Source organism: Pseudomonas sp. 28 E 9 (assembly GCF_900004785.1).
Classification (GTDB): domain Bacteria; phylum Pseudomonadota; class Gammaproteobacteria; order Pseudomonadales; family Pseudomonadaceae; genus Aquipseudomonas; species Aquipseudomonas orientalis_A.
The window spans coordinates 165834-183010 of sequence record NZ_CVTK01000040.1; the positions used below are offsets into that span (position 1 = coordinate 165834).

Annotated in this window: 6 protein-coding genes; 5 read left to right on the top strand and 1 reads right to left on the bottom strand. The window is 66.7% G+C overall.

Features of this window, described 5'->3' with window-relative positions; all coding sequences use genetic code 11:
* The 3 genes from BFQ00_RS08380 to BFQ00_RS08390 are packed head-to-tail and all read left to right on the top strand — an operon-like array spanning position 1 to position 14449.
* On the top strand, positions 1 to 9027 hold the full coding sequence (locus BFQ00_RS08380; RefSeq protein ID WP_065933174.1) for a non-ribosomal peptide synthetase: 9027 nt from the start codon (positions 1 to 3) through the stop codon (positions 9025 to 9027).
* A complete protein-coding gene (locus tag BFQ00_RS08385; RefSeq protein WP_065933175.1) occupies positions 9024 to 12806 on the top strand; it encodes a non-ribosomal peptide synthetase in 3783 nt (1260 codons plus the stop codon). The genes BFQ00_RS08380 and BFQ00_RS08385 overlap by 4 nt, the downstream gene beginning before the upstream one ends.
* Entirely contained in the window at positions 12806 to 14449 is a 1644-nt protein-coding gene (locus BFQ00_RS08390; RefSeq protein WP_065933176.1) for a cyclic peptide export ABC transporter, read from the top strand. Before BFQ00_RS08385 ends, BFQ00_RS08390 begins: the two co-directional genes overlap by 1 nt.
* A 14-nt stretch (positions 14450 to 14463) precedes the next feature.
* On the opposite strand, the gene fhuF is transcribed toward BFQ00_RS08390, so the two are convergent.
* Entirely contained in the window at positions 14464 to 15186 is a 723-nt protein-coding gene (gene fhuF, locus BFQ00_RS08395; RefSeq protein WP_065933177.1) for a siderophore-iron reductase FhuF, read from the bottom strand.
* Between the two features lie 299 nt (positions 15187 to 15485).
* Here fhuF and BFQ00_RS08400 point away from each other — a divergent pair, with 299 nt between their 5' ends.
* Both BFQ00_RS08400 and BFQ00_RS08405 read left to right on the top strand, forming a co-directional pair.
* Entirely contained in the window at positions 15486 to 15701 is a 216-nt protein-coding gene (locus BFQ00_RS08400) for an MbtH family protein (RefSeq protein ID WP_065884378.1), read from the top strand.
* A 14-nt stretch (positions 15702 to 15715) separates the two neighbouring features.
* Positions 15716 to 17131: a diaminobutyrate--2-oxoglutarate transaminase gene (locus tag BFQ00_RS08405; RefSeq protein ID WP_083227326.1), complete on the top strand. Its 1416-nt coding sequence runs from the start codon at positions 15716 to 15718 to the stop codon at positions 17129 to 17131.
* Positions 17132 to 17177 lie beyond the last annotated feature (46 nt).

Consider the following 17177-nt stretch of genomic DNA (forward strand, 5'->3'; position numbering starts at 1 on the left):
ATGACTGTGACCAACCAACAGGCCTTTATCGAGATCGCCCAGCGCCTGGCCTCACTGCCGGCGGACAAGAAGCAACTGTTCCGCCAACGCCTGGCCGAGAAGGGCATCGATAGCTGGCGCCTGCCCATCGTCCCGGCCGCTGGCGGGGAGGGTGCAGCGGTGCCGCTGGCCCATGCGCAACTGCGTTTTCTCTCGGCCGAGGCCCTGAGCAGCCGTGCGCTGTACAACCTCTGCTCGGTGCTGCGCTTCGATGGCCGTCTGGACCTGGCGTGCCTGCAGCAGGCCATGCAGCAACTGGTGGAGCGGCACACAATCCTGCGCACCCGCTACGTGGCCGATGCCGGAGGCCACTTGCAGGCGCACTGCGAGCCCTGGACGGCGGGCCTGCCGGCGGTCGAGCCGCTACCCCGCGAGGCGCTCGCCGACCCGCAGCAATGGTGCGCCGACGAGTACGCCCGGCAACTGGCCGAGCCCTTCGACCTGAGCCGTGAAGTGCCATGGCGCTGGCGCGCGTTCAGCGGTGCCGAGGACAGCACCTGGCTGTTCTTCACCATCCACCACGTCGCCTACGACGCGTGGTCGGCCCAGCAACTGACCCGCGAGCTGGCCGACGGCTACCGTGCCTTGAGCCTGGGCGTGCCAGCCCGGTTGCCGCCGCTAGACATCCAATACGCCGACTATGCCGCCTGGGAGCACGAGTGGCTGACCAGCGACGCCTGCCGCCAGCAACTCGATTACTGGTGCAGCCAGTTGGCCGATGCGCCCGCTGCGCTGGCCTTGCCCTGCGATCATCCGCGTCCGCCCGCCAACCAGCGTCGCCATAGCGGCGCGGTACGGGTGCGCGAATTGCCGGCTGACGTATCGGCGCAGGTGGACAGGGCCATCCGCGAGCAGGGCGTGACCCTGTACATCTTTGGCCTGACCGCTTTCGCCTGCCTGCTGGCGCGCTACAGCGGCGAGCGTGACCTGTGCCTGGGTACATCGGTGGCGCAACGCGATCGCCCCGAGCTGGCGCCGCTGATCGGGCCGCTGCTCAACACCCTGGTGATTCGCCAGCGCCTGGAGGACGACCCGGACTTTCGCAGCGCCCTGCTGCGCACCCGCGACAGCGTGGCGGCGGCGTTCGACCAGCAGACCCTGCCGTATGAAAAGATCCTCGAAGCCCTCGACCGGCCGCGTTCCAGCCCGCTGTTCCAGGCCATGTTCGTGCAGGTCGAATTGCCGGAAAGCCGCACCCTGAGCCTGCCGGGGGTGACCGTCGAGGTGCTTGACCCGCCGCAGCGCCATGCCCGTTTCGATCTCACCCTGCGTCTGCTGCGTTGCGCCGACCAGCGCCTGCGCTGCGAGCTGGAATACAGCGATGAGCTGTTCGAGGCGGCCACCATCGAGCAACTGCTCGACGATCTGCAGGCCATCCTGCAGGAGGCATCAGTCAATCCCGGGCAGCGCTTGTCGGCACTGCGCCTGGCCTCGCCGGGCAGCGAACTGCAGGGCCCCGCGCTGGGCGCCAGCCCTGAACCGCTGGATCGACAGGTGCAGCAGTGGGCCGCGCGCACGCCGCAGGCGCCCGCCCTGTGCGATACGCGGCAGTCGCTGGCCTACGGCGATCTGGCCAATGCCGTGCAGGCACTGGCGCTGCGCCTGGCCGAGCAGCACGTCGGCCCCGGCCAGGTAGTCGCGCTGTGCATGCCGCGCAGCGCCGAGCAGGTGCTGGCGATGCTGGCCTGCTGGCAACGGGGGGCGACCTGCCTGTTCCTCGACCCGGCGCAGCCCGTGCAGCGCTTGCAGCAACTGCTTGAAAGCAGCGCGGCGAGCCTGCTGCTGACCCTGGCCGAGGCGCCAGCGCTGAACGGCGCGGTCGCGCGTCTGCAACTGAGCGCCGCCGATCTCGCCGCCCCCGCACCGTGCCAACCTGTGCCCAGCCTTAGCCAGCCCGAGCAGGCCGCGTACCTGATCTACACCTCGGGCTCCACCGGCCAGCCCAAGGGGGTGCTGGTCAGCCATGCCAACCTGGCGCATTACGCCGCTGCCGTCAGCCAGCGCCTGCAGGCCAGCGCCGGCAGCCGTTGGGCGACCCTGGCCACGGTCGCCGCCGACCTCGGCCTGACCTGCGTCTTCGCCGCCTTGCACTCAGGTGATCCGCTGATCCTGCCGGAGGCTGCGCTGGCCTTCGATCCACCTGGCTGGGCCGATTTTCTGGCCCAACATCCCGTGGACTGCCTGAAGATCGCCCCATCGCATTTGCGTGGCCTGCTGGCGCTGGACGATGCCCGGCGGGTACTGCCGCGGCAGTTGCTGATCCTGGGCGGTGAAGGCTTCGATGCGGCGCTGTTCGCGCGCATCCGCGAACTGGCGCCGCAGCTGCGCGTGTTCAACCATTACGGCCCGTCGGAAACCACCATCGGTGTGGTCTGTGGCGAGGTGACGGAGGCCGGGCAGGGCGCTTACCTGCCGCTGGGCCAGCCATTGGCCGGTGCCGAGCTGCGTATCGTCGATGCGGCGGGCCAGCCCGTGCCGCGCGGCGTGGCGGGCGAGTTGCTGATCGGTGGCCCCCAGGTCGCGCTGGGCTACCTGGGCCAGCCGCACGTCACTGCCGCCGCCTTCATCGATGACGCAGGGCAGCGTTTCTACCGCAGCGGTGATCGGGTACGCCTGGATCATCATGGGCGTCTGGCGTTCCTAGGGCGCCAGGACGATCAGGTGAAGATTCGCGGTTTCCGCGTCGAGCCCGGTGAGGTCAGTGCCTGGCTGAGCCGGCAATCGCGGGTACGCGAAGCCGTTGTGCTGGCACGCGAGATTCAGGGACGCATGCAACTGGTGGCCTATTTCGCGCCGCGCCTGACCCCGGACGAACTGAGCGCCATCCAGGCGCAGGCCCGGGCGCAATTGCCCGAACCGCTGCAGCCGGCGTACTGGTCGAGCCTGGATGCCTTGCCGCTGACCGCCAATGGCAAGCTGGATCGGCGTGCCTTGCCCGAGCCTGAAACCGACGTGGCGGTGGACGAGGGCGGGCAGGCGCCCCAGGGCGTCAGCGAGCAATTGCTGGCCCGGCTGTGGTGCCAGGTGCTCGGCTGCGCCGCGGTCACTCGCCAGGACGATTTCTTCGCCCTCGGCGGCGATTCGATTCTCAGCTTGCAGCTGATCGGCCTCGCCGCGCGCGAAGGGCTCCGGCTGCAGCCGCGCGACGTGCTGGAACAGCCGACCCTGGCGGCCATGGCAGCCAGTGCCGACTGCCGCGCGCAGCCGCGTCTGGCCAGTATTCTGGCGGCCTTCCGCGAACTGCTGGGCCAGCCGCAACTGGGGCTGGACGATGACTTCTTCGCCGCGGGTGGCGATTCGATTCTCAGCCTGCAACTGATCGCCCGGCTGCGCCAGGCCGACCTGCGCCTGATGCCGCGCCAGTTGCTGGAAAACCCCACGCCGCGGCAACTGGCGGCCGCGCTGGAGCCGGCGCCTGCCACCCGCAACGAGCCGGCAGAGACGTCGCCAGCGTTGGCCAGCACGGTGGCGCGGCTGTCCCATGCCCAGGAGCGGCTGTGGTTCATGCAGCAGCTCGAACCCGACACCACCGCCTACAACGTCACGCAACTGCTGGTCTTGCAGGGTGAACTGCACGTGCCACGCCTGCGCAGCGCCTGCCTGAGCCTGATCGAACGTCACGAAGCCCTGCGCTGCCGTTTCTTCGAGGACAACGGGCAGGTGCGCCAGCGCCTGGTGGAAACGCCCGAGGCCAGCTTCGCCCTGCACGATCTGCGCGCATCGCCGGCAGATGCACGGGAGGCCGCGATTGCCCTGGCCGCGCAGCGGGTCTTCGACCTGGCCCAGGGGCCGCTGGTGGCCATCGACCTGTTCCAGTTCGCTGAAGACGACTATCGCCTGCTGTTCAACGCCCACCATATCGCCGTGGATGGCTGGTCCATGGGGCTGCTGGTGCAGGATCTGGCCGCTCTTTATGAGGGCCGTCAGTCCGCGCCCGGAACGGGCCTTTTGCAAGTGATCGAAGCGCAGCGCCAGGCGCTGGAAGGGGATGCCGGCCAGGTACTGCTCGATTACTGGCAGCAGCGCCTGCAGGGCTTGAGTGACGAGCCGCTGGCCCTCAGCGAAAGCCCGCGCCCGGCAGTGCAGGCGTATGCCGGCGCGCGTGAGCAGTTCCCGTTACCCGGCGAGCTGACCTCGGCAATCGCGGCCCGTGCCAAGCAGCTTGGGGTCACCCCCTTCGTGCTGTATTTCGCCGCGCAGCAACTGCTGCTGTGGAAACACGCCGGGCGCCGCGATTTCGCCATCGGCCTGCCGGTGTCCGGGCGTGAGTCGGCGGACAGCCAGGCGCTGGTGGGTCTGTTCGTCAACACCCTGGCCTACCGCGTGCAGCTTGATGGGCTGGAAAGCCTGGAGCATTTTCTGCGGCGCCTTGGCCAGCGCCTGGCGGATGACCGGGCCCATGAGCAATTGCCGTTCGAGCGTCTGCTCGACGTGCTCCAGGTCGAGCGCAGCCTCGACCGCACGCCATTGTTCCAGGCCATGTTCAACTACCAGGTCGATCACCTCGGCGAGCGCAATCTGCAACTGCCGGGCGTCACGGTAGCGCCCCTGGTATTGCCGCAGGGGGCGATCAGCGCCAAGTTCGACCTGACCTTCAATGTGTTCAGCCAGGGCCGCGGCGATGAGGCCAGCAGCCAACTGATCGTCGAGTACGCCACCGCGCTGTTCGACCCGGCCCGCATCCAGTGCCTGGTGGACGACTACCTGGGTGTGCTGGCCAGCCTGGCGCATCTCGATCTGCAGCAGCCGCTGCTGACGCTGCCACTGCGCTCGGTACAACGCCTGCACAGCGCGGGCGACGCTGCCGAGCTGGGCGTCGAGGCGGATTTCGTGACCCGCTTCGAGGTTCAGGCCGCCTTGCATCCTGAGCGCACCGCCGTGTTCTGCCGCGACCAACAACTGAGCTACGGGCAGTTGCAGGCACAGGCCAACCAGCTTGCGCACTGGTTGTTGGCGCAAGGTGTGACGACGGAGTCCACAATCGCCTTCTGCCTGCCGCGCGACGAGCGCCTGCTGGTCTGCCTGCTGGGCATCCAGAAGGCCGGGGCGCAGTACCTGCCGCTCGATCCGAGCCATCCGCCTGCGCGGCAGGCGGCCATCGTGCAGCGGGCGCGGCCGCATCTGCTGCTGTGCGACCTTCAGGATGAGCATTTCCCGGACACGTTGCGCTGCCAGCTCTGGCAGGACCTGGCGTTGCAGGCGCAGCCGATCGATGCACCGGCGCTGCCCAGGCACCTGCAGCAACTGGCCTACACGCTCTACACCTCCGGCTCCACCGGGCAGCCCAAGGGCGTGCAGATCAGCCGGGGCAACTTTGCCAACTTCCTGTTGGCGATGGAGCGCGCCTTGCCGCTGGACGGCGTGCAGCGCTACCTGGCTCTGACCACCGTGACCTTCGATATCAGCGGCCTGGAACTGTGCCTGCCGTTGGTGCGCGGTGGCAGCGTGGTCCTCGCCGATGACGAGCAACGCCAGGACCCGCTGCTGCTGGCGCAGTTGATCCGTGAGCGGGCGGTGGAGCTGATCCAGGCCACCCCGGCGACCTGGGCCATGCTGCTGCAGGGCGATCGCCAGGTGCTGGCCGGGCGGGTCGCCCTGGCCGGCGGCGAGGCCCTGCCGGCAGAAATGGCCAGCGAGCTGAAGCCGCTCGTCGGCTGCCTGATCAACGTCTACGGGCCAACCGAAACCAGCGTCTGGTCGACCTGTACGTCGGTGGAGGCGCTGCATCAGCCGGTGGTGCCGATTGGCCGGCCGCTGCTCAACACGCGCTGCCATGTGCTCGACGAGTTCCTCTGTGAGGTTCCGCCAGGCCGTGTCGGCGAGCTGTATATCGCAGGCCTTGGGCTGGCCCGTGGTTATGCCGGGCAGCCGGCGCTCAGCGCCGAGCGTTTCATCCCCGACCCGTTCGGCGGCGCTGGCGGGCGCCTGTACCGCACCGGCGATGTGGCCCGCTGGCAGGCCGATGGGCAGTTGTATTACCTGGGCCGCAGCGACGATCAGATCAAGCTGCGCGGCTTCCGCATCGAGCTGGGCGAGATCGAGGCGGCGCTGCTCGGTCACCCGGGGGTCGCCCAGGCGGTGGTGGCGGTGCAGGGTGAGCACCTGGCCGCGTTCTGGGTTGCCAGTCTGGCTGGCGAGCCGAGCGCAGACGAGTTGCGTGAACATCTGCAGGCACGTCTGCCGGTGTATATGCTGCCAACTCACCTGCAAGCGCTGCCGGCATTGCCGCTCAACAGCAACGGCAAGGTGGATCGCCAGCAATTGCCGCAGTTGCGCAACCGGCAGCAGGCGGCAGCCGGCAGCGCGCAGCGGCCGATGAGCGCCAGCGAGGCCCTGCTGAGCGAGATCTGGGGCCAGGTGCTGCAGCTTGATCAGGTGCCGCTCGATGGGCATTTCTTCCAGCTCGGCGGGCACTCGCTGATGGCCGCGCAGGTGCGTTCGCGGTTGCGCGAGCAGGGCTTCGAGGTGCCGCTGCGCTGGCTGTTCGAGACGCCTTCGCTGACGGAGCTGGCGGCGCGCGTGGAAACCCAGGCCACCGCCATCGACCCGGCTGGATTGAACATCGCGCGGGTCGATCAGCACATCGACCAGCCGCTGTCGCCTGCGCAGCAACGGGCCTGGCTGATGCAGCAACTGCAGCCGAGCGACAGCAGCTTCAACATGAGCAGCAACGTGCGCCTGCGTGGCGCCCTCGATACCCAGGCGTTGCAGCGGGCCTTGCAGCGTGTGATACGGCGCCATGCGATCCTGCGCACCACCTACCATCAGCAGCAGGGCGAGGCGCGCCAGCGCATCCAGGCGGATTCTGCGTTGACGCTGCAACTGGCGACCCTGAGCCAGGCGCAGTGGGCGCAGGCTGAACATGAGATGGCCACGCGACCGTTCGACCTGAGCGTTGAGGCGCCGCTGCGCGCGGTGCTGTATCGCTTGGGCGAGCAGGAGCATGTGCTGCAACTGGTGCTGCACCATATCGCCTCCGACGGCTGGTCCGGCTCGGTGCTGATCGGTGAGCTGGTCGAAGGCTATGAGGCCTACAGCCAGGGCCGGCTGCCCGTGGAGCGCGAACTGGCGATCCAGTACGTCGACTATGCCGCCTGGCAGGTTTCAGCGGCGCTGCGCGCCCGTCAGCGCCAGGGCCAGCAGTTCTGGCAACGTACCCTGGCCGGCGTACCGAGCCAGGTGCCGTTGCCGTTCGACTTCCCGCGCGGCGAGCGCGATAGCGGCGGTGGCGCGGCCTTGGACTTCCAGTTGCCGGCGGCGACGCTGGCACGCCTGGAGGCCTTGCAGCGTGACAGCGGCTTGTCGCTGTTCATGTTGCTGCTGACCGTCTATGCCGCCGTGCTGCAGCGCGAAACCCAGGGCCGCGATCTGGTCATCGGCACCGACGTGGCCAACCGCGAACACCCGGCTACCGAGGCGCTGATCGGCTTCTTCGTCAACCTGCTGGCGTTGCGAATTCGCCTGCAACCGGAGCTGAGCTTCCGTGAGCAGGCGGTATTGGTGCGCGATGTCTGCCTGGATGCCTTCGCCTGGCAAGACACACCGTTCGAGCAGGTGGTGGAATGTCTCGACCTGCCGCGTGTGGCCAACCAGCATCCGTTGCTGCAGACCCTTTTCGTGCTGGACAACACGCCGCGTCAGCCGCGCCGCCTCGGCAACCTCGAGGTCACGCCGCTGAGCCGTGAACAACAACACTCCAAGTTCGATATGGCGCTGTTCGCCGCTGCCGACGGCGATGCCCTCAGCCTGCGCTGGGTGTATCGCACCAGCCTGTTCCGCCCAGCCACCATCGAGCGTTTGCGCGACAGCTTCCTGGCGCTGCTCGATGCTGCGTTGGGTGCGCCGGACAGCCCCATCGATGCCTTACCTCTGCCTTCCAAGGGAGCCGCTGCCATGTCCACCACCACGGACAACCCGCTGCAACGCAAGATGAGCAAACTCGGCAAGCTGCGCCAGAATGGCCCGGCTGCTGCGGCCACACCGATCGAAACCCGGCCGCTGCGTGCCGGCTCCAGCTTCCCCCTGCTGGTGCAACTGCGCGAGCGCGAGCTGGCCCCCGCCGTGTGGGCCGAGAACCATCGCGAGCAGGTGGAAGGCTGGCTGCGCGAGCACGGCGGGATTCTCTTCCGTGGTTTCGATCTGCCGACCCCGGCGGACTTTGAGCAGTTCTGCCAGGCGTTGTGCCCGCAGCTGTACGGCGAGTACGGCGATCTGCCGAAGAAGGAGGGCGGCAACAAGATCTACAAGTCCACGCCCTATCCGAAGGACCGCATGATCATGTTCCACAACGAGAGCGCTCATCAGCATCGCTGGCCGCGCCGACAGTGGTTCTATTGCGAGACGCCGGCCACCAGCGGTGGGGCCACGCCCATCGTCGACAGCCGTGAGGTGTACCGCGAGCTGCCGGCCTGGCTGCAGGTCAAGCTGCGTCGCAAGCAACTGATGTACGTGCGCAATTTCAGCGCCAGCCTGGATGTCAGTTGGCAGCACTTCTTCCAGACTGAGGAGCGTGCCGAGGCCGAGCGCATCTGCCGTGAGGGCGGGATCGAGTTCGAGTGGCGCGGCGCCAACCAATTGCACACGCGCCAGGTGTGTCCGGCGGTGATCCTCCACCCGCTGACCGGCGATGCCAGCTTCTTCAACCAGATCCAGCTCTACCATCCGGCGTTTCTCGATGCCGATATCCGTGAGCAATTCCTCAAGGGGCGCGATAGCGTCATGCCCCGGCAGGTGTTCTACGGTGATGGCAGCGAACTGGAAGAGGCTGCCATCGAGGCGATCAATGCCGCTTACGAGCGTTGTGCGGTGCGCTTCGACTGGCAGCGCGGCGATGTGGTGATGCTCGACAATATGCTCGCCGCCCATGCCCGCGACCCCTTCGAGGGCGAGCGGCGCATCGTCGTCGCCATGGGCGACATCTACCGCCGCGATCAGGTCGCGGCCGCACCGGCTACGGCTGAGGAAAACCCTCTGGAGATGACACCATGATGGATCTTGGCCTGCCTCTGTCCCCGGCCCAGAAGCAATTGGCCGAGGCCAACCCGCAGGCGTACCGCTGGGTGCGCATGACGCTCGCCGGCGTTGCGCCGGAGCGGGTCGAACAGCGTCTGCGTGACACCCTGGGCCGACACGATGCGCTGCGCCTGCGTTATCAGCGCCCGCTCGGCGCCACTGGCCTGCGCCAGCGCGTGGCCGAGCCGGGCGAGTTGCGCCTGGACTGGCACCAGGCGGGTGCCGGCACCGATGCGACGGCCTGGCAGCGCGACGCCCAGGCCCAGTGCCAGGCGCAGCAGCCCGACCTGCTGGCCTGGTGGCGCGACGAGCAGCTATGGCTGGCGCTGCCGGCCTGCTCCCTGGATCTGCGCAGCCTTGAGCAACTGCGCCGTGAGCTGCTGGGGCAGGGCGCGGCACTTGAGGCCGAGCCGATGCAGTACAGCGACTACGCCGAGTGGATCGCCGGCCTGCAACTGGACGAGGACGCCGAGCAGGGCGTGCAGTTCTGGCGCAACCTGGCCCTGCAGGAGGTGCCGGGGCTGCGCCTGATCGAACGCTATGGCATGGCCAGCGGTGCCCGCGGCTGCGTGCAGCAGGCGCTCGAACCTGCACTGTGCAGTGCCGTGCAGGCACTGGCCGGGGGCGAGGGGTTGACCATCGAGCCTCTCGCCCTGGCAGCCTGGGGCGCCTTGCTCGGCCGCCTGAACGGTCAGCGTCATGCGCAGTTGGGCCTGCAGCACGACCCGCGTGACGACTATGAGGAACTGCAGGGCGCCTACGGGCTGTTCGAGCAAACGCTGCCCATGCAGGTGCATGTGTCCGAGCATGCCAGTTGGGTCAGCCTGGCCCGGCAACTGGCCCGGCAACTGGAAAGCGCCGTGCTCTGGCAGGAGTACCTCGGCCAGGCCGAGCTGCTGCCGGAGTGGCGCGCCAGCTACCAGGCCGGGCTGCGCGTGCAGCATCTGGCCGAGGTACAGGCACTGCAGGCCTTGTCCTTCGACACTCCGGTGGAACTGCAACTGCACTGGCTGCTGGATGAGTCCGGCCAGGGCCAGTTGGCGCTGGTGTACGACACCGGGTTGTATCGCCGTGAGCAGATGCAGCTCTTGCTGCGCCGTTACGTGCACTGGATCGGCCAACTGCTGCAGGCGCCGCAAGCGCCGCTGGACGGCCTGGATGCCTTGCTGACGGAGGAGGCGCAGCCCACAGTGACTGGCGAGGAACTGCCGGCGGACGTCGATATCGTCGAGCGCTTCCGTGCCCATGCGCGCCACCAGCCGCACAGCCCGGCGCTGCGCGATGGCCGGCAATTGTTGTCCTACGCCGAAGTGGATGCGCTGAGCGAACGGGTGGCCGGCAGCTTGCAGCAGGCCGGCGCTGGCCCTGACCAGGTGGTGGCGCTGCTGCTGCCGCGTGGCGCGCAGATGCTGGTCGCCATGCTGGCCTGCTTCAAGGCGGGCGCGGCCTATCTGCCGCTGGACCCGGCGCTGCCACCGCTGCGCCTGGCCAGCATTCTCGAGGATGCCAAACCTGCTGTTGTGCTGCACCTGGATGAGTCGAGCCTGGTCTGCGACGTGCCCAGCCTGGCCTGGTCGAGGGCCAGCAGCGCTGCACCACTCGCTGCACCGGTGACCAGCGCGCCGCAGCACCTGGCCTATGTGCTCTACACCTCGGGCACCAGCGGCAAGCCCAAGGGCGTGCAGATCGAGCAGGGGCAGCTACGCCACTACGCGAGCCAGATCACTCACGCGCTGGATCTGCCGGCAGGTGCTCACTACGGGCTGGTGTCGTCGCTGCTCGCCGACCTGGGCAATACCGTGCTTTACCCGGCCTGGCTGCAGGGCGGCTGCGTGCACCTGCTGAGCCAGGCCAGCGTCACCGATGCACAGGCCTTCGCCGAGGAACTGCGCGAGCATCCGCTGGATGTGCTGAAGATCGTTCCATCGCACCTTGAGGCATTGATCGGCGAGCATCCGCCGGAGGGTGTACTGCCGCGTCAGGTGCTGGTGCTTGGCGGCGAAGCGGTGGGCGAGAGCCTGCTGGCGCGGCTGGCACAGGCAGGGTCTGGTTGCCGCCTGTACAACCACTACGGGCCGAGCGAAACCACGGTCGGCGTGCTCTGGCGGGCCATCGACAGCGGGCAGGGGGCGAGCGGCACGGCCTTGAACCAGGTGCTCGGCAACAACCGCATCTATCTGCTCGACGAACAACAGCGCCCCGTGCCTTGCGGGCAGGCGGGCGAGTTGTGCGTGGCCGGGGCCAGTGTCGGCCGCGGCTACCTGGGGGATGTCGGCAGTTCGGCATTCGGCCAAGACCTGCGGTCCGGCGCGCGCCTGTATCGCACCGGTGATCTGGCGTTGCGCCAGGCCGATGGCGCCTTGCGCATTCTCGGGCGCAATGATCAGCAGGTGAAGATTCGCGGTTTTCGTCTGGAGTTGGTGGAGGTCGAACAGGCGTTGCGCGGCCTGCCGGGTGTGCAGCAGGCGGCGGTGCTGCTTGATGGTGAGCGCCTGTTGGCCTTCGTTGTTGAGGAGCCAGGGCAGGGCAGGGCCGCGAACCTGCTGCGCGACGATCTGGCCCAACAACTGCCGGACTACATGCTGCCCGCCGGCATCTTCGCCCTGAAAACCCTGCCGCTGAACAGCAATGGCAAACTCGATCGCCAGGCGCTGCTGGAGCGTGCCCGGCAGCGCCTGCAAGGTGCGCGGGTGGCCCCGGTCGGCGAACTGGAAAGCGCCGTGCTGGAAATCTGGTGCCGCGTGCTGGGTGTCGAGGATCTCGGCGTGACCGACAACTTCTTCGCCACGGGCGGGCATTCCCTGGCGGCGATCAAGGTGGTGGCACTGATTCGCGAGCAACTGGGGCGCAATCCGCCAACTAATCTGCTGTTCGAACGGCAGACCGTGCGCGAACTGGTGCAGAGCCTCGATCAGGGCGCGAGTAGCGAGGGCTGGCAGGTGCTGAACGATGTGGCCGGTGAGGCGCCTGCCTTGCTCCTGGTCCATGGCGCGGAGGGCCACCTGAAAGACTACCGACCGTTGGTGGAGCACCTTGGCGAAACCCAGGCCGTTTATGGCCTGGCGGCATTTGACGAGGGGTGGGAAAGCAAGGATCTGGGCAGCCTGCTGCAGCGCTATGTGCAGAGCATTCCCGAGTCGCTCAAGCAGCGGCCGCTGGTGGTGCTGGGCTGGTGCCTGGCTTCGCGCCTGGCACTGCTGTTGATTGCGCACCTGCAATCAGCCGGCTTCACCATCAAGGCCTTGGCGACGGTGGATCATGATCCGCAGCGCAGCCTTGCAGGCGACGGCGACGAGGGTGGCCAGTTGCTCGCCGACCTGGTGTTCCTGTGTCGCACCCGTTCGCGGCCGCTTGGCGATACGTTGCGCGAGCGTCTGGCCCGGCAACTGGTCGATTGCGATTATGCCGAGGGCGTGACCCGCATGCTGGCCGACGCCGAGGTGCGTGAGCATTTGCAATCCCACGGCGCTGATGCCGAGTTGCAGGCCGTGATGGTGCGCTACCGGGCGATCAAGACGCGCCTGTACGAACAGGCCTTACCGGTGGTCGATGTGCCCATCTGGTTGTGGCGCAGCAATGCCCACGGTGATCTGCGTACACCCTGGCAGGCGCACACGCGCAAGGCGCTGCATTATCGCAGCCTGGATGTCGGCCATCATGCGATCGTTGCCGAGCCGCGCCTGAGTACGGATCTGTTGTCCTTGCTGGCGCCAAGCATTGCGCCGCAACACCCCGCCGAGAAGGTGTCGAACTGATGATGTTATTGAAGGAACTGCTGCATGATGCGCGCTGGCGCATTTTCCTGGCGGTGCTGTGCAGTGCCTTGAGTGCGGCCAGCAGCATTGGCCTGATCGGCTATATCAACCGCAGCCTGGAGCAGGGGCTGGATGACCTGAGCCAGGCGCTGGCGCTGTTCGCCGGCCTGCTGTTGCTGCTGTTCGTCAGCGGCACCCTGGCCCAGTGGCTGCTGGTGCAGATTGGCCATCGCCTGGTCTATCAGTTGCGCCTGCGCCTGGTGGGCAAAGTGCTGGGCACCGCCCTGGAGCGCATCGAGCGACTGGGCAGCTCGCGCATCTTCAATGCGCTGACCAAGGACGTGACCACCGTGGCCACGGCCTTCAAACAATTGCCGATCTCGCTGTACAACGGCTTGCTGCTGCTGGTTGGCCTGGCTTACATGGCCTGGCTGAGCCTGCCCTTTTTCGCCCTGACCCTGGTGGTGATCGCCTTCGGCGTGCTGCTCGACGTGCTGCTCGGGCGCAAGGTCAAGCGCCTGATGCAGCAGGTGCGGCAGCAGGACGACCGGTTGACCGAGCAGTTCGAGGCGACTATCAACGGCCGCTGCGAACTGGCCTTGAGCCGGGAACGTCGGCAGATGTTGTACAACCAGCGCCTGGAGCCGATCGCGCAGGCCTCGCTGCAGGCCTCGGTACGCGCCGATACCCTGTGGGCGATCAACCTGAACTGGACGTCGCTGCTGGTGTTCGTGCTGATCGGTACGCTGTTCTTCCTCGGTCAGGGCCTCGGGCTGCTGAGCCAGGAGGTGGTGGTGGGCTACGTGTTGGCGATCATGTTCCTGCGTACGCCGATCTCGATGATCCTCGATGCCGTTCCGGCGGTGATCCGCGGCCATGTGGCCTTGCAGGCCATCGATGACCTGGCCCTGGGCGAGACGGTGCACTTCAACATGCCGCCCAAGGCCGCCGAGCCTTTCCGTGAGTTGCGCCTGAGCAACGTGCAATACCGCTACCCCGGGCAGAGCGACGAATTCGCCTTCCAGCTGGGCCCCATCGATCTGCACGTTCGCCGTGGCGAACTGATCTTTATCGTCGGCGGCAATGGCAGCGGCAAGTCGACCCTGGCCAAATTGCTGACCGGGCTCTACCAGCCCAGCGAGGGTACGGTCGCGCTCAATGGCGTGACACTGGATGTCTCGAACAGCGAGTGGCACCGCGAGCATTTCGCGGCGATCTTCGCCGACTTCTATCTGTTCGCCGATGTGCTCGGTGAGAACGGCCAGCTCGATGGTCTGGAGGAGCGGGTCGATCACTATCTGCAACGCCTGGGGCTGGCACACAAGGTGCAGTTCGTCGATGGCCGCCTGTCCACCACGGCCCTTTCACAGGGGCAGCGCAAGCGCCTGGCCCTGCTGTTGCTGATGATGGAGGGTCGCGAGGTGCTGCTGCTCGACGAATGGGCGGCGGACCAGGACCCGGTGTTCCGCCATGTGTTCTACCACGAGCTGCTGCCCGAGTTGCAGGCGGCCGGGAAAACGGTCATCGCCATCACCCACGATGACCGCTACTTCGACGTGGCCGATCGCATCTACCGGCTTGATTACGGCCAGTTGGTGGACTATGACCACAGCAGCGAGAACCCTTTCCAGTTGGTCAGGTAGCCGCTTGGAGCGGCTTACTCGGGTGTTTTGTCGCGGTCGAGTGGGCAACTGCTGCAATAGCCGATGCCGGGCAGGCGGTAGCGAATGCAGCAAATACGGCGTAACCGCTGCGGCTCGTCAGCGCCGACGTCCTTGTAGTACACCGGGGCGAACAGCGGGTTGCGCCGGCCGTCGGGGCGCAGGCGGCTTTCCAGCACGGTTCTGGCCGGGGCTGCGCAATCGGACGTTGCCAATCGATGCTGTTCGACTTGGGTAGTGGCGAATTCGAAGAGGTTGCCGGCGTTGCTCCAGAACAGTCGTGGCGAGGCTTTCGAGACGCTGGCCATTACCTCGATCACCGGTTTCAGATGCCGCTCGATCAAGGCGTCGAAGCGCGCGAAGGGCGTGCAGGGTGGCAGAACGCTGCCTTCATGGGGCAGGTGCAGGCCAAGCGGCTTTCCCGCTGCCGAGAGGGTGACGCCGACATCGCTCAGGGCGATAGGCAACTCGCGCTGCAAGAGCAAGCTGGCCGCCACGGCGGGTGCTATGAAGCAGAAATACCATTTCGACCAGATAGAGGTCAGCGCCATGAAATCGTCGCTGCCATGGCGGGCTGCCAGTTCACCAATGAACTCGGCGAAATAGTCCGGCTGAAACAGCTGCGAGCCGGCAATTGCCTGCTGATCACCGGCCAGTTGCAGGTTTTCCCCATAGTCCGCCAGCGGGCCGCTGAACAGCGGGGCGAGGCTGGCGATCATCCTCGCGGCCCAGTGTCACCGTCAGGCGGCATTGCGCGATACGTGTTCAGGGAGGCTGTGGGTCGAGGCATAGTCAGTCGCTTGCTGTTGAGACTCGTTATCACTGGTGGCGATCAGTATAAACAAACGGGGGGCATTCAGGCGAACTCTGTCTCTGACATCAGAGGGTCTGTGACAGCAGGGCGTGTAAAGGCGCCATGCCAATACCTAATGATAATTGTTATTAACTGTATTATCCTACGGCCGCTCGTATGCAAAGCCTACGAGCACTCGCACTTTCAGTGGAAACGGAGTGGAACATGAGTCTGGACAGTCCTGACACGCGATTTTTGGTTGTAGTCAACGACGAGGAGCAGTATTCCCTCTGGCCGGATTACAAGGCAATACCGCAAGGCTGGCGCGCGGCCGGCAAGCAGGGCAGCAAGGAAGAGTGCCTGGCCTATATCGAGTCGGCCTGGACTGACATGCGGCCTTTGAGCTTGCGTCAAGCCATGCAGCCACAGGGTCGCGGCTGAACGAGGATGCACTGATGAATGCAATCACCCCGATCACCAACACCACGCTCGAACTCCAGCACCGGCACAGCGGGCTAAGCCAGCGCTACTGCCTGGACAGCACGCCGGCATTGCAGCGGCAAATGCAGCGCGAGTCGAATGCGCGCAGCTACCCACGGCGCATACCGCTGGAGCTCAAGCGGGCGCAGGGGGTGTATGTTGAGGATTCGCGGGGGCAGGTGTACATCGATTGCCTGGCCGGTGCCGGTACCCTGGCGCTGGGGCACAATCACCCGGTGATCATGGAAGCGATCCAGAAGACCCTGGCCTCGGGCATACCGCTGCATGCCCTCGATCTGACTACGCCGATCAAGGACGCCTTCGTGGAGACAGTCTTCGATCTGCTGCCTGGCGACTTCGCCAGGGATGCGCGCATCCAGTTCTGTGGCCCCACGGGGGCGGACGCAGTGGAGGCGGCGCTCAAGCTGTCGCGCACGGCAACCGGGCGGCAGAGCATCCTGGCGTTCCATGGCGCCTATCACGGCATGACCCTCGGCACGCTGTCTGTGAGCGGCAACCTGGGGCCGAAGAATGCCCTGGGTGGGCTGCTGGCTGGGGTGCAATTCTTGCCGTATCCACATGACTACCGTTGCCCGTTCGGCCTGCGCGGCGAGCAGGCGATCGACGCCAGCCTGCATTACATCCGCCACCTGCTCGCCGACCCGGAAAGCGGCGTGACCCAGCCGGCGGCCATGATCCTGGAAACGGTGCAGGGCGAGGGCGGGGTGATTTGCGCCCCTGATCGCTGGCTGCAGGGGCTGCGGGCGATCACGCGCGAGCACGATATTCCCCTGATCCTCGACGAGATCCAATGCGGTATCGGCCGTACCGGCGATCTGTTTGCCTTTGAGCGCAGCGCCATCACCCCTGATGTGGTGACGCTGTCGAAGGCCATCGGCGGTGGTCTGCCGCTGTCGGTGGTGGTCTACCGGGGCGAGCTGGATCAATGGCAGCCCGGGGCCCATGCCGGCACTTTCCGAGGTAATCAACTGGCCATGGCCGCCGGCGATGCCACCTTGCGCTTCATTCAGCGCGAAGGCCTCTGCAGCCATGTGCGCAACGTCGGAGCACGCTTGCAGACGCTGCTGCACGGGCTGCAGGCCGAGTTCGATTGGATCGGCGACGTGCGCGGCCGTGGTCTGATGCTGGGCATGGAAATCATCGATCCTGCCAGCCAGGATCCCCTGGGCCAGCCCGCTACCGATGGCGAGCGGGCGCGCAAGCTACAACGTGCTTGCCTGGAGCGTGGCCTGATCGTCGAGCTGGGCGGCCGGTACGGCGCAACCGTTCGCTTCCTGCCGCCGCTGATCATCAGCGAAGCGGAGGTCGATCTGGTTGGGCAGATTCTCTACCAGGCGGCGCAGAACGTGGGCGTCGTCGCCGCGAGCTGATGCAGGTAGGCCGCATGGTTAACCCATTCGCTTTTAAAGCCCTCCC